This is a genomic window from Streptomyces sp. NPDC001450, assembly GCF_053597295.1.
In genome coordinates this window covers 16,556-36,360 of record NZ_JBSFHY010000031.1, presented here as the reverse complement: position 1 = coordinate 36,360, position 19,805 = coordinate 16,556, and the positions used below count along the sequence as shown (strand labels likewise).

The following is a 19,805-nucleotide window of genomic DNA, read 5'->3' as shown; positions in this document are numbered from 1 at the left end:
TGATGACCTTTCACAGGCGTTCGAAGGAGCGGCGCAGCTCCCAGTCGGTGACCGCGGCGTCGAAGGCCTCCAGTTCGACGCGTGCCATGTTGCGGTAGTGCGCGACGACCTCGTCGCCGAAGGCGGCCTTGGCGATCGGGCTGTTCTCCCAGAGTTCGGCGGCCTCGCGCAGGGTGGTCGGTACGTGCTCGAAGTCGGCGGTGTAGGCGTTGCCGGGGCAGGGCTCGGGGAGTTCCAGCTGCTGCTCGATGCCGTACAGGCCGGCGGCGACCAGTCCGGCGACGGCGAGGTACGGGTTGACGTCGCCGCCGGGCAGGCGGTTCTCGAAGCGCAGGGAGCGGCCGTGGCCGACCACGCGCAGGGCGCAGGTGCGGTTGTCGTGGCCCCAGGCGACGGCGGTGGGCGCGAAGGAGCCGGGCTGGAACCGCTTGTAGGAGTTGATGTTGGGGGCGTAGAGGAGGGAGAAGTCGCGCAGTGCGGCGAGCTGTCCGGCGAGGAAGTGCCGCATGACGTCGGACATCCCGCCGTCGCCGCCCCCCGCCATCGCGTTGTCGCCGTCGGCGTCCGCGAGCGAGAGGTGGATGTGGCAGGAGTTGCCCTCGCGCTCGTTGTACTTGGCCATGAAGGTGATCGAGACGCCCTCCTGGGCGGCGATCTCCTTGGCGCCCGTCTTGTACAGGGCGTGCTGGTCGCAGGTGCGCAGGGCCTCGTCGTAACGGAAGGCGATCTCGTGCTGGCCGGGGTTGCACTCGCCCTTGGCGGACTCGACGGTGAGGCCGGCGCCGGCCATGTCGTTGCGCAGGCGGCGCAGCAGGGGCTCGATGCGGCCGGTGCCGAGGATGGAGTAGTCGATGTTGTACTGGTTGGCCGGGGTCAGGTCGCGGTAGTTCGCGTCCCAGGCCTGCTCATAGCTGTCCTTGAAGACGATGAACTCCAGCTCGGTGCCGACCTGGGCGGTGTAGCCGAGTTCGGCGAGGCGGTCGAGCTGGCGGCGCAGGATCTGGCGCGGGGCGGCGACGACCGGGGAGCCGTCGTTCCAGGCGAGGTCGGCGACGAGCAGGGCGGTGCCGGGGTGCCAGGGGATGCGGCGCAGGGTGGCGAGGTCGGGGTGCATGGCGAAGTCGCCGTAGCCGCGGTCCCAGGAGGACATCGCGTAGCCGTCGACGGTGTTCATCTCGGTGTCGACGGCGAGCAGGTAGTTGCAGCCCTCGGTGCCGTGCTGCAACACCTCGTCGAGGAAGAATCGGGCGGCGAACCGCTTGCCCTGGAGACGCCCTTGCATGTCGGGGAAGGCCAGGACGACAGTGTCGATCTCACCACCGGCGACGAGGGTGTGCAGTTCCTCGACGCTCAGCGGGGGTGTGCGGTCTGCCACGGGAGAGCCTCCTTAGGCTGCTTCGCGTTTTACGGCGGGGCCGGGAGCCATAAGGTATTGCCGAGAACCATTGCTTGGGAAGGGGGTACGGCCGGATGTCGCAGGAGACGGGAGCGCAGGGCGTGCCTGCACAGGGAGTCGACGACCGGCTCGCTCCGGTGCTGCGGCCGGTGCGGGCAGGCAACGGCTTCGAGGAGGCGCTGGAGCAGATCCTGCAGGTCGTACGGCTCGGCCTGGTGGCGGGCGGCGAGCGGCTGCCCGCCGAGCGGGAGCTGGCGGAGCGGCTCGGGATCAGCCGGGTGACCCTGCGAGAGGTGCTGAAGGTGCTGCAGGACCAGGGGCTGGTGGAGGCGCGGCGCGGGCGGTACGGCGGAACGTTCGTGCTGCCGCGCACGGACGCGGGCGGCGAGGACGAGCTGCGGCGGCGGATCGCCGAGGTCGACATCGAAGATGTACTCCGGTTCCGCGAGGTCCTTGAGGTGGGAGCGGCGGGGCTGTGCGCGGCGCACGGGCTGACCGACGAGCAGGCCGGCCGGCTGCGGGAGGCGCTGGACCGCACGCACGAGGCGCCGCTCGCGGACTACCGGCGGCTGGACACGCTGCTGCACCTGACGCTGGCCGAACTGTGCGGTTCACCGTCGCTGACCGCGCAGTACGCGGCGGTGCGGGCGACCGTCAACGACCTGCTGGACTGCATCCCGCTGCTGGTGCGCAACCTGGAGCACTCGCAGCGGCAGCACATCGCGCTGGTGGAGGCGGTGCTGGACGGGGACGCGGACGGGGCGCGGGAGATGATGCGGGAGCACTGCGCGGGTACGGCGGCGCTGCTGCGGGGCTTCCTGGCGTGAGCCCGCTCTGCAAAGGTATGCGTGTGGACCTTTGGATTCCCGGGGAGGGTGGCATGACCGTACGACCACTGATCGGTGTGAGCACGTACCTGGAGGCCGGTGCGCGCTGGGGTGTGTGGGAGCTGGACGCCGCGCTGCTGCCGGCCGGCTATCCGCGGCTGGTGCAGCGGGCCGGGGGGCTGGCCGCCATGCTGCCGCCGGACGCGCCCGAGCGGGCCGCGGAGGCGGTGGAGCGGCTGGACGGGCTGGTGATCGCGGGCGGGCCGGACGTCGATCCGTCGCGGTACGGGGCCGAGCGGTCACCGCGTACGGGGCCGCCCGCGCCGGAGCGGGACGCGTGGGAACTCGCGCTGATCGAGGCGGCGCTGGCGGCGCGGGTGCCGGTGCTGGGGATCTGCCGGGGGATGCAGCTGCTGAACGTGGCGCTCGGCGGAACGCTGGTGCAGCACCTGGACGGGCACGCGGAGGTGGTCGGGGCGTTCGGGGGGCATGCCGTGAAGCCGGTGCCGGGCACGCTGTACGCGGAGATCGCGCCCGAGGAGACGACCGTGCCGACGTATCACCATCAGGCGGTGGAGCGGCTCGGTACGGGGCTGGTGCCCTCGGCCCACGCGGCGGACGGAACCGTGGAGGCGGTCGAACTGCCGCCGGGCGAGGGATGGGTGCTGGGGGTGCAGTGGCATCCGGAGATGGGCGAGGATCTGCGGGTGATGCGGGCTCTGGTGCTGGCCGCGTCCTGAGGTCACCCCCTGGTCAGCGACAGCAGCTCCCGCGCCGGCCCCGTGGGCCGATGCCCCGTCGGCCACACCGCGCGCAGGTCCCGGCGCAGTGACACCCCCTCCACCGGGATGCTCACCAGCCGTCGCATCGCCAGCTCCTCCCCCACGGCCAGTTCGCTGAGGACCGAGGGGCCCGCGCCGCTGACCGCCGACGACTTCACGGCCGTGGTGGAGGAGAGTTCCATCAGGGGGCGGGCCAGGCCGCCGAGGGCCGTGTCCAGGACCTGGCGGGTGCCGGAGCCGCGTTCGCGCAGGATCAGGGGCGTGGCGGCCAGCTCCTCGGGGGTGAGGGGGCGCCGGCGGCGGGCCCAGGGGTGGCCGGGGGCCGTGACGACGATCAGGCGGTCACGGGCGATCACCGCGGAGTCCAGGCCCGCCGGGACCGTGAGGCCCTCCACGAAACCCAGGTCCGCCTCGTCTGCCAGCAGGAGTTCCGCGACCTTCGCCGAGTTGCCCGCGAGCAGCGAGACGGCGGTGTCGGGGCGCTCGGCGTGCAGGGCGAGGAGCCAGCCCGGGAGCAGGTACTCCGCGATGGTCATGCTCGCCGCCACCCGCAGCCGTGAGTCCCGCCGGTCGCGCAGCGCCCGCGCACCCGCGTCGAAGGCGGCCGCCGCCTCCACCACCCGGCGGGCCCAGTCCGTCACCAGGGCGCCCGCGTCCGTGAGCCTGGAGCCGCGCGGGGAGCGGTCGACCAGGGCGACGCCCAGTTGCCGTTCCATGGAGCGGATGCGGCTGCTGGCGGCCGGCTGGGTGATGCCGACCTCCCGCGCCGCCGCCCCGAGACTGCCCAGGCGCGCCACGGCCAGCAGCAGTTCCAGCGCGCCGAGATCCGGCACCCGGTGCGCCAGTGAGCCGGCGGGGCGGCCGTCGTCCGTCGCGTACTCCTCGCTCATAAGGCCAGTTTATGCCCTCATAGACATGAACTCCCTGGTCAGCGGCGCCCGGGGGCGGGACGGTGAGGTCATGGTCACCGCAGCCCATTCCCTGCCCGCCAGCCGCGTCCGGCACCTCGGTCCCAACTGGTACGCCTCCGTCATGGGGACCTCCGTCGTCGGCACGGCCGGTGCCGCACTCCCCCTGCACATTCCTGGGCTGCGCGAGGTGTGCACGGCCGTCTGGGCGCTGGCCCTCCTCCTGCTGCTGACCCTGCTGACCGCCCGCGCCCGGCACTGGACCCACCACCGCGACCAGGCCCGTGCCCACCTCCTCGACCCGGCCATGGCCCCCTTCTACGGCTGTCTGTCCATGGCCCTGCTTGCGGTGGGCGGCGGCGCCCTGACGGTCGGCCGGGACTGGATCGGCACCGGTCCTGCCGTCGCGCTCGACGCGGTCCTGTTCACCGTCGGTACGGCGGTCGGGCTCGCGGCCGCCGTGGCCGTGCCGTACCTGATGGCCGTGCACCACCGCGTCCAGGCCGCCCAGGCCACCCCGGTCTGGCTGCTGCCGCTCGTCGCGCCGATGGTCTCCGCCGCGCTCGGTCCGCTGCTGGTGCCGCATCTGCCGCCGGGGCAGCCCCGGGAGACACTGCTGCTGGCGTGCTTCGCGCTGTTCGGGCTGAGCCTGCTGGCCACGCTGCTGATGCTGCCGCTGGTCTTCGCCCGGCTGATCACCTCGGGCCCGCTGCCGCTCGCCCTCACCCCGACCCTGTTCCTGGTCCTCGGCCCGCTCGGGCAGTCCACCACCGCCGTCGGCCTGATCGCGGACGCGGCTCCCCGGGTCGTACCGGCCCCGTACGACCGCGGATTCGCCGTGTTCGCGCTGCTCTACGGCGTGCCGGTCATGGGGTTCGCGCTGCTGTGGCTGGCGCTCGCGGCCGCGCATGTGGTGCGGGCCCGACGGCAGGGCATGGGCTTCGCCATGACCTGGTGGGCGTTCACCTTCCCCGTGGGCACCTGTGTCACCGGCGCCGCCGCACTCGCCCGGCACACCGGGCTCGCCGGGTACGAGGCCCTCACCGTCGCCCTGTACGGCATCCTGGTCGCCGCATGGCTCGCGGCCGCGTCGGGGACGGTGCGGGGGCTGCTCAGCGGTGAGCTGCTCGCAGGGCCTCGGCCAGCACCCGTGGCGCCTCTGCCAGCGACGGTCCGTACCAGGTCAGGTGCCGTCCGCTGACCAGGGCGCAGGGCAGGCCCGGGAAGGCCTCGGGGCCGTCGTCCGCGGTGAAGCGGTAGGGCTCGTCCGGCAGCACCACGACCTCCGGGGCCACCGCCCGCAGCTCCTCCAGTGGCACGCGGGGATAGCGTTCGGGGTGCGTGGCGTACAGGTGGTGCACGCCGAGACGGGCCAGCACGTCACCCGCGAAGGTGTCCCTGCCCAGGACCATCCAGGGGCGGCGCCAGATCGGCACGACCGCCGTCGTACGGCTCCCGGGCTCGGGCAGCCCGGTCCAGGCGGCCTCCGCCTCGTCCAGCCAGGACGGCCGGGCCGCGCCGCACGCGGTCAGCACCCGCTCCAGCTCCCGGAAGGCCTGCGGTACGGTCCGCACCTCGGTGACCAGCACCTCCAGGCCCGCCGCACGCAGGGCGTCCAGGTCGGGGGCGCGGTTCTCCTCCTCGTTGGCGATCACCAGATCGGGCGCGAGCGCGAGAATCCGGTCCGGGTCCGGGTTCTTCGTGCCGCCGATGCGGGTGACGTCCAGGTCCGCCGGACGGTCGCACCAGTCAGTGGCACCGACGAGGACTCCGGGCAGCGTCACGGCGACGGCCTCGGTGAGGGACGGGACCAGGGAGACGACCCGCACTAACGGGGCCGGTCCTGCACGGCCTCGATGTGCTCGGCGACCGCCACCACGATGACCCGCGTGTCAGGGACAGTCGCCCGCCAGCGATGCCGGACTCCGCCAGTGAGGTAAAGGGTGTCGCCGCGGCCGAGCCGATACGCCCGGCCCTCGGCCTCGATCTCGACCGCGCCGTCGGCGACGTACATCAGCTCGTCGTTGCGGTGCTGGAACTCGCGGCCGGCCTCGTGGTCGCCGGTGAACTCGGAGGCGTGCAACTGGTGGTGACCGCGCACCAGGGAGCGGGTGCGGGGGTCGAAGTCGCCCTCGGCGACGGGCTCGGCGCGGACGACGTCCACGCTGCAGGCCGGGTCGGCGGCGGCGAGGAGTTCCACGGCCGTGGTGCGCAGGGCGTCGGCCAGCTTCTCCAGGGACGTGCGGCTCGGACGGGCCCGGTCGTTCTCGACCTGGCTGAGGAAGGGCACCGAGAGGCCACTGCGCTCGGCCACGACGGCGAGGGTGAGTTCCAGCGCACGGCGACGCCGCCGGACGGCCGCGCCCACCCGCACAGGCTGTTGCTCTTTGTGGTCGCCCATCGCTCCGGCTCCCTCCTTCACTCGTCGTGCCGCCGACAGGGTGTCCACCGCCGGACACACCTCTGATGAGTTGTCTGCACCCTACGCATGTTCGGCAAACCGTTTCATGCGGCCGTCACATCCCTGACACGCCGGTGGGCCCGCACCCCCATGGTTCGCGCCAGTGCGGCCGCTCGCCGTGCGGGACGGGTCTCCCCTGGTTCAAGGCCGGAGCGGGCCTCGGTGTTCCCGCCGGGGCAGGGTCCATAGCGCTCCGTGGTTGGCCGGATCCTTCCCGTAGAGGATTCTCCCGGGAGTCGGCGCTCGGATACGCCACGAGGGGTGGATCCGTGGGCGGCAGGTGACCGTCAGTGCCGTACGGCATGATGCGACCGTGACCGGACGACTCATGCTTCTCGACACCGCATCGCTCTACTTCCGCGCCTACTTCGGCGTGCCGGACTCCGTGCGGGCGCCCGACGGCACACCGGTGAACGCCGTGCGCGGGCTGCTGGACTTCATCGACCGGCTGGTCCAGGACCACCGGCCGGAGAAACTGGTGGCCTGCATGGACGCCGACTGGCGGCCGCAGTGGCGGGTGGACCTGATCCCCACCTACAAGGCGCACCGGGTCGCCGAGGAGCACGAGGGCGCGCCGGACGAGGAGGAGGTGCCGGACACGCTCACCCCTCAGGTGCCGGTGATCGAGGCCGTGCTGGACGCGGTCGGCATCGCCCGGGTCGGGGTCGCGGACTACGAGGCCGACGACGTGATCGGCACATTTACCGCGCGCGCCGACGGACCGGTGGACATCGTCACCGGCGACCGCGACCTGTATCAGCTCGTCGACGACGAGCGCGGCATCCGCGTGCTGTACCCACTGAAGGGTGTCGGCACGCTGCAGCTGACCGACGAGGCGGTGCTGCGCGAGAAGTACGGGGTCGACGGGCGGGGGTACGCGGATCTGGCGTTGCTGCGCGGCGACCCGAGCGACGGCCTGCCGGGTGTGTCCGGGATCGGCGAGAAGACGGCCGCCAAGCTGCTCGCCGAGTTCGGCGACCTGGCCGGGATCATGGCGGCGGTCGACGACCCGAAGGCGAAGCTCACGCCGTCGCAGCGCAAGCGGCTGACCGAGGCCCGGCCGTATGTCGCGGTCGCGCCGAAGGTGGTGCGGGTGGCCGACGACGTCCCGCTGCCGGACGTCGACACCGCGCTGCCGCGCAGCCCACGGGATCCGGCGGGCCTGGAGGCGCTGGCGGCACGCTGGGGGCTGGGGGGCTCCCTGCAGCGGCTGCTGACGACGCTGGGGGAGTGATTCCGACCGGAATATTCCGGCAAAACGCGTTCACCAAGCCCTCCTGGAAGCCGTGTTCACCGGAGAGAGATGCTAACTTAGGTAAACCTAACCAATGCAGCAGGAGGCCGTGATGGCAGAGCGTCCGGGACGAAAGCCACGCAAGCCGCACACCGCCCAGGTGGTACGCACCGAGCGGCTGACCCCGCACATGCAGCGTGTGGTGCTCGGCGGCGAGGGCCTCGCCGGTTTCGCCGCGGACACCTGCACCGACCACTATGTGAAGCTGCTGTTCGGCCCTCCTGGCGTGACCTACCCGGAGCCCTTCGACCTGGAGCGGATCCGCGCGGAGTTCCCCCGTGGGCAGTGGCCGGTGACGCGGACCTACACCGTGCGTGCCTGGGATCCCGAGCACCGCGAGCTGACCCTGGACTTCGTGATCCACGGCGACGAGGGTCTGGCCGGGCCGTGGGCGACCCGCGTACAGCCCGGTGAGAGCGTGCGCTTCATGGGTCCCGGCGGTGCCTACGCGCCCGACCCGAGCGCCGACTGGCATCTGCTCGTCGGTGACGAGAGCGCGCTGCCCGCGATCGCCCGAGCCCTGGAGACGCTGCCCTCCGGCGCCCGTGCGCACGCCTTCGTGGAGGTGTCCGGTCCCGAGGAGGAGCAGAAGATCGACTCCGAGGTGGAGGTCGTCTGGGTGCACCGCGGGGACCGGCCGGTGGGCGAGGCCCTGGTGGCGGCCGTGCACGCGCTGGAATTCCCCGGGGGCCGGATGCACGCGTTCGTGCACGGCGAGGCGAGCTTCGTGAAGGAGCTGCGCCGGCTGCTCCGGGTCGAGCTGCAGATCCCGCGCGAGGACCTGTCGATCTCCGGCTACTGGCGCCTCGGCCACAACGAGGACGGCTGGCAGGCCTCCAAGCGGGAGTGGAACGCCCGCATCGAGGCCGAGCAGGAGAGCGACGGCGCGGCGGCGGCCTGAACACTGCGGGAGCGGCGGCACCCTGACGGGGTGCCGCCGCTCTCGTCTGCCGTCCGAGCGGCCTCGTACCCTTGACCGATGAGACGCCGTACCCCGCCCCCGCCCGCCCCGCTCCCTCAGCGTGACGGTGTCGACCCGGTGCGGGTGCGTCTGCCGTTCGGCGGGGTGTGGGCGACCGTCCGGGAGCATCTCGTGGAGCGGCTGACGGGGGCCGGGCCCGGGGTGGTCGAGGAGATGTTCGACGCGGGGCTCGTCGTGGGCGCCGACGGGCGGGCGGTGGCACCGGACGCGCCGTACGAGCCGGGGATGTTCGTGTGGTTCCACCGCGAGCTGCCCGCCGAGGTGCCGGTGCCGTTCCCGGTGGAGGTGGTCCACCGGGACGCGCACATCGTCGTGGCCGACAAGCCGCACTTCCTCGCGACGACCCCGCGCGGCACGCATGTCACCCAGACCGTGCTGGCCCGGCTGCGGACCGAGCTGGACATCCCGTCGCTGTCCGCCGCGCACCGGCTGGACCGGCTCACCGCCGGTCTCGTGCTGTTCACGGTGCGGCCCGAGGAGCGCGGCGCGTACCAGACGCTGTTCGCGGACCGGCTGGTCCGCAAGGAGTACGAGGCGATCGCGCCGTACGACGCCTCGCTCGCCCTGCCCCGGACCGTGCGCAGCCGGATCCTGAAGGAGCGCGGCATCCCGGCAGCGCGGGAGGTCGAGGGCGAGCCGAACGCCGTGACCCGGGTGGAGCTGGCCGAGCACCGGGCCGCGCTGGGCCGGTACCGGCTCGTCCCGGAGACGGGGCAGACCCACCAGCTGCGGGTGCACCTGAGCGCGCTGGGCGTCCCCATCCTCGGCGACCCGCTGTACCCGGAGGTGACCGCCCCCGTACCGCCCGGCGACTTCCGGCGTCCGCTGCAACTGCTCGCACGGAGGCTGGAGTTCACCGATCCGGTGACGGGGGCGGAGCACACGTTCGTCAGCGGGCGGACGCTGGAGGCCTGGCACTCGCCCGAGCGGTGGGCCGGCCAGGAGCCGTGACCGCGCTCCCCGCGCTCATTCCCCCCGCCACCAGCGCAGCATCCGCTGCCACACGTTCTGGCGGCGAGGCTGCACCGGTGCCACGGGTGCCGGCTCGGGGGCGGGGCGGGGGATCGCCGGGGCGGGCTCCGACGTGGGGGCCGGTTCCGTGCGGACGAAGCCCACCTGCCAGGTGGCGCGCTGGGCCGGGATGTGGGAAGGGCTGGGCGGGAGGCCGACGTCCTGCTGGGGCTTCGGTTCGAAGCGCACCGGCAGGGCCACCAGGTGCCGGGAGGCGATGGACGACCGCCAGCGCAGGTCCTCCTCGGCGCAGTCCAGCTGGATGTCCGAGAGCCGTGTCAGCAGGGCGTCCACGCCGACGTCGGCGATGGCACGGCCGATGTCCTGGCCGGGACACTCGTGGGGGCCGCCGCCGAAGGCGAGGTGGGAGCGGTTGCCCTGCATGTTGGCGGACAGGTCGGGCCGCACCCGAGGGTCCACGTTGCCCGGGGCGGGCGCGAAGAGCAGCCCGTCGCCCTTGCGGATGCGCTGGCCGCCCAGCTCGGTGTCCTGCTTGGCGAAGTAGCCGAGGACGGTGCTGAACGGCGGCTCGTCCCACAGGGACTGCTCGATCGCCTCCGGCACGGTCATCTGGCCGCCGTTGAGCTGGGCGCGGAAGCCCGGCTCGGTGAGGACCATGCGCAGCGCGTTGGCGAGCAGGTTGGCGGTGGCCTCGTAGGCCGCGAAGAGGACGAGGCGCAGGTGTTCGCGGACCTCCTCGTCGGTCAGTCCCGCGGGGTGGGTGATGAGGTGACTGGTGAAGTCGTCGTCCGGCCGGGCGCGGCGGCGGGTGGTGAGCCGGCTCAGCGCGTCCATGACGTACGCATGGCTCTGGATGGCGGTCTCGGTGCCCTTGAGCGCGTCGCGGGCGGCCTGCACCATCCGGTCGTTGTACTCCTCGGGCATGCCGAGGATCTCGCACATGATGGCCATCGGCAGGTGCTCGGCGAACTGGGAGACCAGGTCGGCTTGGCCACGTTCGCAGAAGTCGTTGACCAGCTCCTGGGTGTAGCGGCCGATGTGGCGGCGCATGCTGCGGTGGTCGATGGTCGACATGGCGCCGGTGACCGCCGCGCGCAGCCGCTGGTGCTCGTCGCCCTCGGCGTGCGAGCAGATGGGCTGCCAGGCGATGTGCGGCATGAGCGGGTGGTCGGGTTTGACCATGCCCTCCTGCAGCGGGGTCCAGATCCGGCTGTCGCGGGCGTACTGGGAGGGGCTGCGGACCAGGTGCAGGTTCTCGGCGTGCCCGAGGACCACCCACATCGGTACGTCCTCGTGGAGCAGCACGGGCGCGACGGTGCCGTGCTCCTCCCGCAGCCGCTCGTAGAGGTCGTCCAGGTCCGCCGCGTCGGGGCCGTAGAGCCGGTGCAGTCCTCCGGGACCGAGGCCGTGCGCCGGGCAGCCGGGGGGCGGGCCGGCGGTGGGCTCGGTGCCGGTGAGGGATTGGGGTTCAGGCGTCACAGTGTCGCTCCGGAGCGGAAGGCGGGGGGTCGGATGCGGGTCAGGTGAGGGCGCCGGACATGGCGAGCGAGTGCAGGAAGCGCATCAGGGTCATCAGCACGTCCTTGCTGGAGGCCCGGCGGCGCACGTCGCAGTCGATGATCGGGATCTCCGGGGCCAGGTCCAGCGCGGTGCGCAGCTCCTCGATGGGGTAACGAGGCGCGTCGGGGAAGGAGTTGATGGCGACGACGAACGGAACGCCGCGTTCCTCCAGGCGTCCCATGACGTCGAAGCTGACTTCCAGGCGGCGGGTGTCGACCAGGACGACCGCACCGAGCGCGCCCTCGAACAGGCCGTTCCACAGGAACCAGAAGCGCTCCTGGCCGGGGGTCCCGAAGAGGTAGAGCACCAGCTTGTCGGTGATGCTGATGCGGCCGAAGTCCATGGCCACGGTGGTGGCGGTCTTGGACTCGGAGCCGTAGTTGTCGTCGACCCCGATACCGGCCTGGGTCATGGTCTCCTCGGTGGTCAGCGGTCTGATCTCGCTGACCGAACCGACCATGGTGGTCTTGCCGACGCCGAACCCGCCCACGATCACGATCTTCACCGCGGCCTGGGCCGTGTGCGGGAGGTGATCCTCGGTGCGTGGGCCGGGGATGGTGTCAGAGCCGTTGAAGTCCATGCATCACCGCTTCGAGGAGTGAACGGTCCGGGAGCGCCTTGCGGACGATCGGGGCGCGGGCCTGCACCAGTTCGTTCGTGATCAGCTCGGTGATCAGGACGGTCATCGCGCTGAACGGCAGGTTGAGGTAGGCCGAGAGCTCGGCCACGGACAGGGGGGCGGTACAGAGCTGGATCACTGCCGCCTCCTCCGGTGAGGCTGACGGCGGTGGCGCGGAACGCGCCACGATTAAGGTGACCAGGTCGAGTTCGGCCCGGCTGCCATCCGCGGTGTCGGCGATGGCGTACAGCCGTTCGGGGTTCCCGGGCTTCTCCTCGCCGTCCGCCGGTGCGGGGGGCGGCGGCGGAGGCGGCAGTTGGTGCGGCAGGCGCCGTTTGCGTTGCGGAGGAGTCATACGGTCTGCCCGTTGCGCCGGGGCGGACTGGTGAGATGGGCTCCGATCCGGACGACGAGGTCGCGCATCATGCCGGCCATCCGACCCGGCTCGCAGGTCACGTCGGCGAGCACGGCGAGGTAGGCGTTGGCGCCGGCGTCCATGAGGTAGAAGTAGCCGCCCTCGATCTCGATGACGACGAGCTTCATGTCGCCGGCTCCCTCGATCTCCTGAATGATGGCGCCGGCGAGGCTCTGAACACCCGCGCAGGCGGCGGCCACCCGGTCCGCGGCGTCGGGGTCGCCGCCGTAGCGGGCGATGCGCAGTCCGTCGGCGGAGAGGACCACGATCATCTGGACGCCCGGTACGCCGTCGTTGAGCTGCTTGAGCATCCAGTCGAAGTTGCCTCGTTGCTGGATCACTTGAGGTTCCCCTCGTCGTCGGTGGCGCCCTCGATGGCGGTGTCCGAATCGTTGAGCAGGTGCAGGTACTTGGTGGGGTTCCGCGTGAAGTCGGTCAGTTCGGGCGCGGTGGCGTCCTCGGGCATGCCCTTCCTCAGGCCGTTCCAGAAGTCGTCGACCCACATGCCCGGCGGCCGGTCCCGGAGCTTCTGGATCTCGGGGTCGATCTCGGGCTCGGGCTCGGGTTCGGGCTTGTGCTGGGACCAGATGGTCGGCCTGCCCTCGCGCTCGGCGCGCTCGATGGCGGCCTGTTCGGCGTACCGCTGGCTGAGCGGGGTCTTCACCCGGCTGCGGCGCTGCGGCAGACCGCCGGCCGTCCACTCGGTGACCTCGGGGACGTCGTCCTCCATCGAGATCCCGGCGGGGATGCGGGGGCTGGTGGGGCGGCGCTTCTTGGGCCTGCGCTTCGGGCCCTCCACAGCGCCGAGTTCGGGCTTGGGCACGCCGGTGGCACCGATGCCGTGGGCGGCGCCGACGCCGGGCTCGGTGGTGGTCATGACGCGCGGTACGACGAGGATCGCGCGGACGCCGCCGTAGGCGGAGGCGCGCAGCGAGACCTGCATGTCGAACGCCTTGCACAGCCGGCCGACGACGGCGAGGCCGAGCCGCGGGTTCGAGCCCAGGTTCTCCGCGTCGTCGCCCGCCATGGCGTCGTAGATCGCCTTCTCGATGCGGGCGCGGCCTTCCTCGCTGAGGCTGACGCCGGCGTCCTCGATCTCGATGACGAGGCCGGTCTGCACCTCGGCGGCGGTGACGTGCACCTTGGTCGACGGCGGCGAGTAGCGGGTGGCGTTGTCGAGGAGTTCGGCGGCCGCGTGGAGGAGCGGCTCGACGGACGTGCCCTTGATGTTGATGTTGACGATGGAGTTCAGCTCGATGCGCCGGTACTCCAGGATCCGGGACATGGCACCGCGCAGCACGCTGTACAGCGAGACGGGCAGCGGCCACTGACGGCCGGGGCGGCCGCCGCCGAGCACGGAGATGGTGTCGGCGAGGCGGCCGATCAGTGCGGTGCCGTGGTCGATGCGCAGCAGGTCGTCGAAGACCTCGGGGTTGCGGCCGTGGTCCTCCTCCATCTCCCGCAGTTCGTTGGCCTGCTGGTGGACGATGGCCTGGATCCGGCGGGCGATGCTGACGTAGGAGCGCTCGGTGGCGTCGCGCATCGAGATCTCGAAGTCGGCGCCCTTCAGCGCCGTGCGCAGCAGGGTGCGCTGCGACTCGGGCATGTGGCGCAGTTCGGGGTCGTTGTCGACGACCTTGCGCATCACCTCCCTGAGCGGTTCGCCGTGGCGCAGCCGGAGGAGCGCGGTGGGCAGGACGTCGCCGCCGAGACGGACGATCTCCGCGTCGTGGGCGGCGAGGCGGCGCTCCAGATACGCGGTGTGACGGGCGTGCTCGGCCTGGGCCTCGCGGAGTCTGCGTCCGCGGCGGACGGCTTCGGCGGCGGTGGCGAGGACCAGCAGCAGGGCCACGGCCCCGCACCCGCCGACGGCGATCCGGGCCGAGGCCGGCGCCAGGGCGACCGCCGCCGCGGTCGCCGCGGCCATCACTATGGCCGGCAGCAACAGCACGCGCGCATAAGGACGTTCACGGCCGCCGGGAGGCTTTTGAACACTCACCATGGATGCCTTCTGAGACGAGTCGGCTGGGTGTCAGGGGAGCTTGCGGGGGGAAGAGTCATGGAACCGAAGGGATCATCGGGAAGTTTGGGAACAGGCGCACGAATTCACCTCAACTCGGTGCGCCGCGGGCGAGCTTAGTCCGACCGGATCATCGCCGTGTCATATTCGGCAAGCACCTGAAATCGCCCACGCAACAGGAGTACGCTCGGTCCCATTTACACGCTTGGCGATCATTCGAACACACCACGTGACGGCGTACGGGCGTACGAAAACTACTCACCGTGATGAGTGAAAAGACGGCTCGGACTCCGGCGATCCGGATGACGCTCTCGACGCCGGATCGAAGAGCGCACACTGGACGTCGAGGAGCACGCATGCCCCCTACCGTGTCCCGGGTGCGCGCCGCGTACGCCCGGATCGAGGCCGTCGACCGCCCCGACGTCTGGATCGACCTGCGTCCGCCCGAGGAAGCCGTGGCGGAGGCGCGGGCGCTCGACGCGCGCGTGGCCGCCGGGGAGCCCCTCCCCCTCGCCGGCCGCCTGTTCGCCGCGAAGGGCAACATCGACGTCCACGGGCTGCCCACGACGGCCGGCTGCCCGGCGTACGCCTACGACCCCCCGGCCGACGCCCCGGTCGTCGCGCGTCTGCGCGCGGCGGGCGCGATCGCCCTCGGGACGACCAACCTCGACCAGTTCGCGACGGGCCTGACCGGCACCCGGTCCCCCTACGGCCCGGTACGCAACGCCCACGACCCGGCGAGGGTCAGCGGCGGCTCCAGCGCCGGCTCGGCGGTCGCGGTGGCCCTCGGCATCGTCGACTTCGCGCTCGGCACCGACACCGCGGGCTCGGGCCGGGTGCCGGCCGCCTTCAACGGCATCGTCGGCATCAAGCCCACCCGCGGCCTCGTCCCGACGCAGGGCGTGGTCCCGGCCTGCGCCTCGATCGACTGCGTGACGGTGCTCGCCCGCACGCTCCCGGAGGCCGAGCAGGCCCTGTCCCTCATGGCGTCCCCACCCGCCCGCACCGTGCCACCCCTCCCCCGGCGGACCCCCGGCCCCTGGCGCATCGCGGTCCCGTCCCGCGAGGGGCTCGGCGATCTGGACGAGGGCTGGGCCGAGGCCTACGAGCACGCCGTGGAGCGACTGCGTGAGGCGGGCGCATCAGTACGGCAGATCGACCTCGCACCCTTCACGGAAGCAGGCGCGATGCTCTACGAGGGCGCGTTCGTGGCCGAGCGCTACACGGCGGTGGGCGCCTTTGTCGACAAGTTGATCGCCCAGGGCGGGGAAGGCCTGGACCCCACGGTCGCCGGCATCATCACCCGCGCCCGTGGCATCCCGGCCCACCAGCTCTTCGGCGACCAGGCCCGCCTCGCCGACCTGCGCTCAAGGGCCCTCACCGAACTGGCCGACGCCGACGCCCTCCTGCTCCCGACCGCACCGGGCCACCCCACGCTCACCGAGGTGGCCGCCGATCCCCTGGGCATCAACGCCCGCCTGGGCCGCTTCACCAGCTCCACGAACCTCTTCGACCTGGCGTCGGTCGCCGTACCCGCGGGCGAGGCGGGCGGCCTCCCCTTCGGCGTGACACTGACGGGCCCGGCATTCACCGACACCCACCTGGCCGAACTCGCCACCTACCTGACGCACCTGCCAACGGACCATCACCCCACCGACGAGTAGGCGACGACTCCCCGCAGCAACTGATCAACAGCCTTACGCGCAGCCTTGGCCACAGTCGAGCCCTCCGCAGGAGAAGCCGCCGAGATCTGCCCAAGGACATCGATGACCTGCTTGCACCACCGCACGAAGTCACCCGCAGGCATCTCAGCCTCCCGCAGCACCTCATCGAGCGCCGTCCCCGAGGCCCACATGTACGCGGCCCAGGCGAAGCCGAGGTCCGGCTCGCGCTGGCCGACGCCCTCGGTCTGGGTGATCCGGAACTCCTCCTCCAGACCGTCCAGCCGACCCCAGATCCGCACCATCTCGCTGAGCGCGGCCTTCGCCTTGCCCGAGGGCAGCTTGGGCGCCATGGCGTCGTCGCCGACCCGGGCCTCGTACACCAACGCCGAGACACATGCGGCGAGTTCGGCCGGGCCGAGGCCCTCCCAGACGCCCTCGCGCAGGCACTCACTGGCCAGCAGGTCGAGTTCGCCGTAGAGCCGGGCGAGCCGCTTGCCGTGCTCGGTGACCTCGTCACCGCGCAGGTAGTCCAGCTCGGTCAGCAGCGCGACGATCCGGTCGAAGGTCCGCGCGATGGTGTTCGTGCGGCCCTCGATGCGGCGCTCCAGCTGTGAGGTGTCCCGCAGCAGCCGGTGGTACCGCTCGGCCCAACGGGCGTGGTCCTCCCGGTCGTTGCACCCGTGGCACGGATGGGCCCGGATCGCCGTGCGCAGCTGGGCGATCTCGCGGTCGTCGGCGGCCTGGGACCGTTTCTTGCGGGCCCGCTCCGGCGGGATGTGCCCGGCCTTGGTGCGCAGCGCCGAGGCGAGGTCCCGACGGGACTGCGGCGAGCGCGGGTTGAAGCTCTTCGGGATCCGCATCCGGTCCAGCGGCTCGACCGGCACCGGGAAGTCCATCGCCGCCAGCCGCTTGACCTGCCGTTCGGCGGTCAGCACCAGCGGGCGCGGACCGTCGTGGTGGTCGAAGCCGCGGTGGCCGTTGGAGCGGCCGGCCGGGAGCCCCGGGTCCAACACCAGTGCCAGCCCCGCGTACTTGCCCGTGGGCACGTGGATGACGTCGCCCGGCTTGAGCCGCTCCAGGGCGACGGCGGCCTCGGCACGCCGTTGGCTGGCCCCCTGCCGGGCCAGCTCGGTCTCGCGGTCCTTCAGTTCGCGGCGCAGTCGCGCGTACTCCTCGAAGTCGCCGAGGTGGCAGGTCATGGAGGCCTTGTAGCCCTCCAGGCCCTCCTCGTTGCGCTGCACCTGCCGGGAGATCCCGACGACCGACTTGTCGGCCTGGAACTGCGCGAAGGAGGTCTCCAGCAGCTCGCGCGAGCGGTGCCGGCCGAACTGCTCGACCAGGTTGACCGCCATGTTGTACGACGGCTTGAAGCTGGAGCGCAGCGGGTACGTGCGGGTGCCCGCGAGACCGGCGAGGTGCTCGGGGCTCATCCCGCGCTGCCACAGCACCACGGCATGGCCCTCGACGTCGATGCCACGCCGGCCCGCGCGCCCCGTCAACTGGGTGTACTCACCGGGCGTGATGTCGGCGTGCTGCTCGCCGTTCCACTTGACGAGCTTCTCCAGGACCACCGAGCGGGCGGGCATGTTGATGCCGAGGGCGAGGGTCTCGGTCGCGAACACGGCCTTGACCAGTCCGCGCACGAACAGCTCCTCGACGACCTCCTTGAAGGCCGGCAGCATGCCCGCGTGATGGGCGGCGATGCCCCGCTCCAGGCCCTCCAGCCATTCGTAGTAGCCGAGGACGTGCAGGTCCTCGGACGGGATCGCGGCGGTGCGCTCCTCGACCAGCGCGCGGACCTTCTCCCGCGCCTCCTCGTCGTTGAGCCTCAGGCCCGCGTACAGGCACTGCTGGACGGCGGCCTCGCAGGCGGCGCGGCTGAAGATGAAGGTGATCGCGGGCAGCAGGCCCTCGGAGTCGAGGCGCTCGATGACCTCGGGCCGGCCCGGCGTCCACACGCGCGAGCGCTGTCTGCGCTCCCGCTCGCGGTCGGCCTCGCGCATCGCGCGGCCCCTGCGGCGGTCCTGGTACGAGGGCCGGGTGGCCTCCATGCGGGCGAGGCGGGCGAGGTCGGGGTTGACGGCCTTCCTGTGGCCCTCGCCCTCCTCGAACAGGTCGTACATCCGGCGCCCGGCGAGCACGTGCTGGAACAGGGGCACGGGCCGGTGCTCGGAGACGATCACCTCGGTGTCACCACGGACGGTGTCCAGCCAGTCACCGAACTCCTCGGCGTTGGACACGGTCGCCGACAGCGACACCAGGGTCACCGACTCGGGCAGGTGGATGATCACTTCCTCCCAGACGGCGCCGCGGAAGCGGTCCGAGAGGTAGTGCACCTCGTCCATGACCACATAGCCGAGGCCGAGGAGGGTCTGCGAGCCGGCGTACAGCATGTTCCGCAGCACCTCGGTGGTCATCACGACCACCGGGGCGTCGGAGTTGATGCTGTTGTCGCCGGTGAGCAGGCCGACCATGCCGTCTCCGTAACGACGGCACAGGTCGGCGTACTTCTGGTTCGACAGCGCCTTGATGGGTGTCGTGTAGAAGCACTTCTTGCCCTGCTGGAGGGCGAGGTGGACGGCGAACTCGCCCACGATCGTCTTGCCCGAGCCGGTGGGGGCGGCCACCAGCACACCCTTCCCCTCTTCGAGGGCCTGGCAGGCCTCGATCTGGAAGGGGTCGAGGCCGAAGTCGTACATCTCGCGGAAGGACGCGAGCGCGGTGGCCTGCTCGACTGCCCGCCTCCGGGCTGCCGCGTACCGCTCGGCCGGTGAGAGATCCTCTGTCATCGTGCTTTCGAGCGTACCGGGCGGCACTGACAACAGGACGATCATTATCCGGATCTTGGGTTGTTCAACAACGACGGATGCCCCCGTCCTCGGGGACGGGGGCATCGCGTTGCGGCTCGGTGCGGAGGCTCAGGTCACGTCGTCGTAGCCGTTGACCCGGTCCGTGCTCGTCTGCTCGGGCAGGGCCCGGGCGGCCGGGACGGGCTCGACGTCGCCGATGTCCTCGGGCGTGAGGTCCAGCTCGGAGGCCTCGTCATCGGCGGGTCCCGCGGCCTCGCGCCGCGCCCTGCGCCGGTCGTTGAGCAGCGAGATGGACACGGCGATGAAGAACAGCGCCCAGATCGGCGCCGCCAGCGCCAGCATCGTCCCCGGGTCGGGGCTGGGCGTGGCGACGGCCGCGAAGGCGGCGATACCGACGATCATGCCGCGCCACCAGCCGAGCATCCGCCGGCCGGACAGGACGCCGGTGAGGTTGAGCATGACCAGCAGCAACGGCATCTCGAAGGCGATACCGAAGACGACGATCATGCGGGTGACCAGATCGAGCAGGTCGTCCAGCGGCAGCAGGTTCTCGGCACCGCTGGGCGTCAGGTCGATCATCACCTTCGCCGTCATGGGCAGCACGTGGTAGGCGAGGTAGCCGCCGCCGAGGAAGAGCGGGAAGCCGAATCCGACGAACGCGTAGGCGTACTTCTTCTCGTGCCGGTGCAGGCCGGGCGCGACGAACGCCCACAGCTGGTAGAGCCAGATCGGCGCCGCCAGTACGATGCCCGCCGTCAGCGCGACCTTCAGGGCCAGTGTGAACGGCGCCAGCAGACCGCTGACCGTGATGTGCGCACAGTGGGCGTCCTTGGACTTGGCCAGCTCGCCGAAGGTCTGCGAGCACCCGATCGAGTCCAGCACCGGCTTGGTGACGAAGTTGATGATGTCCTTGTAGAAGAATGCCGCCACCACTGTGACGACAAGGATCGCCAGGACACCCTTCGCGAGCCGGTTGCGCAGCTCACGCAAGTGATCCGCGAGCGGCATCCGCCCCTCGGGATCCGTCTCCTTCTTGCGGGCAGACTTGAGCAACCCACATCCTCATCTCGTGCAGTGGACCGGATGCCCCCGGTC

The 19,805-nt window shown here is 71.7% G+C and carries 17 protein-coding genes and 1 pseudogene; 7 read left to right on the top strand and 11 right to left on the bottom strand.

Going from position 1 to position 19,805, the window contains the following annotated elements; translation table 11 throughout:
- Nucleotides 1-10: 10 nt before the first annotated feature.
- Complete coding sequence (locus tag ACWC5O_RS29640) at nucleotides 11-1,375, bottom strand: glutamine synthetase family protein (RefSeq protein WP_450584311.1); 1,365 nt, start codon at nucleotides 1,373-1,375, stop codon at nucleotides 11-13.
- Nucleotides 1,376-1,470: 95 nt separating this feature from the next.
- On the opposite strand from ACWC5O_RS29640, the gene ACWC5O_RS29635 reads away from it, so the two are divergent.
- Both ACWC5O_RS29635 and ACWC5O_RS29630 read left to right on the top strand, forming a co-directional pair.
- Nucleotides 1,471-2,223, top strand: coding sequence for a FadR/GntR family transcriptional regulator (locus tag ACWC5O_RS29635; protein ID WP_450584313.1), 753 nt, complete (start codon nucleotides 1,471-1,473; stop codon nucleotides 2,221-2,223).
- Nucleotides 2,224-2,276: 53 nt separating this feature from the next.
- Nucleotides 2,277-2,963, top strand: a complete 687-nt coding sequence (locus ACWC5O_RS29630; protein ID WP_450584314.1) for a gamma-glutamyl-gamma-aminobutyrate hydrolase family protein — start codon at nucleotides 2,277-2,279, stop codon at nucleotides 2,961-2,963.
- A 2-nt stretch (nucleotides 2,964-2,965) separates the two neighbouring features.
- Here ACWC5O_RS29630 and ACWC5O_RS29625 read toward each other — a convergent pair whose 3' ends face one another.
- Nucleotides 2,966-3,895 (bottom strand): LysR family transcriptional regulator, encoded by a 930-nt coding sequence (locus ACWC5O_RS29625; protein ID WP_450584316.1) that lies wholly within the window; start codon nucleotides 3,893-3,895, stop codon nucleotides 2,966-2,968.
- A gap of 70 nt (nucleotides 3,896-3,965) precedes the next feature.
- On the opposite strand from ACWC5O_RS29625, the gene ACWC5O_RS29620 reads away from it, so the two are divergent.
- Entirely contained in the window at nucleotides 3,966-5,114 is a 1,149-nt protein-coding gene (locus ACWC5O_RS29620; RefSeq protein WP_450584644.1) for a TDT family transporter, read from the top strand.
- On the opposite strand, the gene ACWC5O_RS29615 is transcribed toward ACWC5O_RS29620, so the two are convergent.
- Together ACWC5O_RS29615 and ACWC5O_RS29610 are read right to left on the bottom strand one after the other, a co-directional pair.
- Nucleotides 5,026-5,742: a helical backbone metal receptor gene (locus ACWC5O_RS29615; RefSeq protein ID WP_450584318.1), complete on the bottom strand. Its 717-nt coding sequence runs from the start codon at nucleotides 5,740-5,742 to the stop codon at nucleotides 5,026-5,028. The two genes, ACWC5O_RS29620 and ACWC5O_RS29615, sit on opposite strands and share 89 nt — an antisense overlap.
- The gene (locus ACWC5O_RS29610; protein ID WP_450584320.1) at nucleotides 5,742-6,314 is read right to left on the bottom strand and encodes a helix-turn-helix domain-containing protein; all 573 of its coding nucleotides are present in this window, start codon (nucleotides 6,312-6,314) and stop codon (nucleotides 5,742-5,744) included. Before ACWC5O_RS29610 ends, ACWC5O_RS29615 begins: the two co-directional genes overlap by 1 nt.
- A gap of 373 nt (nucleotides 6,315-6,687) precedes the next feature.
- Between ACWC5O_RS29610 and ACWC5O_RS29605 the strand changes: the two genes are divergently transcribed.
- The 3 genes from ACWC5O_RS29605 to ACWC5O_RS29595 all read left to right on the top strand — a co-directional run bounded on the left by ACWC5O_RS29605 (nucleotide 6,688) and on the right by ACWC5O_RS29595 (nucleotide 9,601).
- Nucleotides 6,688-7,608 carry a 5'-3' exonuclease gene (locus ACWC5O_RS29605; RefSeq protein ID WP_450584322.1) on the top strand — a complete coding sequence of 307 codons (921 nt, stop codon included), beginning with the start codon at nucleotides 6,688-6,690 and terminating at the stop codon, nucleotides 7,606-7,608.
- 112 nt (nucleotides 7,609-7,720) lie between these two features.
- Nucleotides 7,721-8,569, top strand: coding sequence for a siderophore-interacting protein (locus tag ACWC5O_RS29600; protein WP_450584324.1), 849 nt, complete (start codon nucleotides 7,721-7,723; stop codon nucleotides 8,567-8,569).
- 78 nt (nucleotides 8,570-8,647) lie between these two features.
- Nucleotides 8,648-9,601: a pseudouridine synthase gene (locus ACWC5O_RS29595; RefSeq protein ID WP_450584326.1), complete on the top strand. Its 954-nt coding sequence runs from the start codon at nucleotides 8,648-8,650 to the stop codon at nucleotides 9,599-9,601.
- Nucleotides 9,602-9,616: 15 nt separating this feature from the next.
- Here the strand turns inward: ACWC5O_RS29595 and ACWC5O_RS29590 are convergent, their stop codons facing one another.
- From ACWC5O_RS29590 to ACWC5O_RS29570, 5 genes are read right to left on the bottom strand one after another with little or no spacing between them, the layout of a single operon-like run.
- On the bottom strand, nucleotides 9,617-11,101 hold the full coding sequence (locus ACWC5O_RS29590; RefSeq protein ID WP_450584328.1) for a cytochrome P450: 1,485 nt from the start codon (nucleotides 11,099-11,101) through the stop codon (nucleotides 9,617-9,619).
- A 40-nt stretch (nucleotides 11,102-11,141) separates the two neighbouring features.
- Nucleotides 11,142-11,762 carry a GTP-binding protein gene (locus tag ACWC5O_RS29585; RefSeq protein ID WP_450584330.1) on the bottom strand — a complete coding sequence of 207 codons (621 nt, stop codon included), beginning with the start codon at nucleotides 11,760-11,762 and terminating at the stop codon, nucleotides 11,142-11,144.
- Nucleotides 11,743-12,156, bottom strand: coding sequence for a DUF742 domain-containing protein (locus ACWC5O_RS29580; RefSeq protein WP_450584332.1), 414 nt, complete (start codon nucleotides 12,154-12,156; stop codon nucleotides 11,743-11,745). Before ACWC5O_RS29580 ends, ACWC5O_RS29585 begins: the two co-directional genes overlap by 20 nt.
- Nucleotides 12,153-12,557: a roadblock/LC7 domain-containing protein gene (locus ACWC5O_RS29575; protein WP_145882813.1), complete on the bottom strand. Its 405-nt coding sequence runs from the start codon at nucleotides 12,555-12,557 to the stop codon at nucleotides 12,153-12,155. The genes ACWC5O_RS29580 and ACWC5O_RS29575 overlap by 4 nt, the downstream gene beginning before the upstream one ends.
- Nucleotides 12,554-14,218: a sensor histidine kinase gene (locus ACWC5O_RS29570; protein WP_450584335.1), complete on the bottom strand. Its 1,665-nt coding sequence runs from the start codon at nucleotides 14,216-14,218 to the stop codon at nucleotides 12,554-12,556. Before ACWC5O_RS29570 ends, ACWC5O_RS29575 begins: the two co-directional genes overlap by 4 nt.
- 374 nt (nucleotides 14,219-14,592) lie before the next feature.
- On the opposite strand from ACWC5O_RS29570, the pseudogene atzF reads away from it, so the two are divergent.
- Nucleotides 14,593-15,861, top strand: a pseudogene (gene atzF, locus ACWC5O_RS29565) (allophanate hydrolase); the annotation flags it as partial.
- 20 nt (nucleotides 15,862-15,881) lie between these two features.
- Here the strand turns inward: atzF and ACWC5O_RS29560 are convergent.
- Nucleotides 15,882-18,734 carry a DEAD/DEAH box helicase gene (locus ACWC5O_RS29560; RefSeq protein ID WP_450584337.1) on the bottom strand — a complete coding sequence of 951 codons (2,853 nt, stop codon included), beginning with the start codon at nucleotides 18,732-18,734 and terminating at the stop codon, nucleotides 15,882-15,884.
- 84 nt (nucleotides 18,735-18,818) lie between these two features.
- Nucleotides 18,819-19,763, bottom strand: a complete 945-nt coding sequence (gene tatC, locus ACWC5O_RS29555; RefSeq protein WP_450584339.1) for a twin-arginine translocase subunit TatC — start codon at nucleotides 19,761-19,763, stop codon at nucleotides 18,819-18,821.
- Nucleotides 19,764-19,805: the final 42 nt, after the last annotated feature.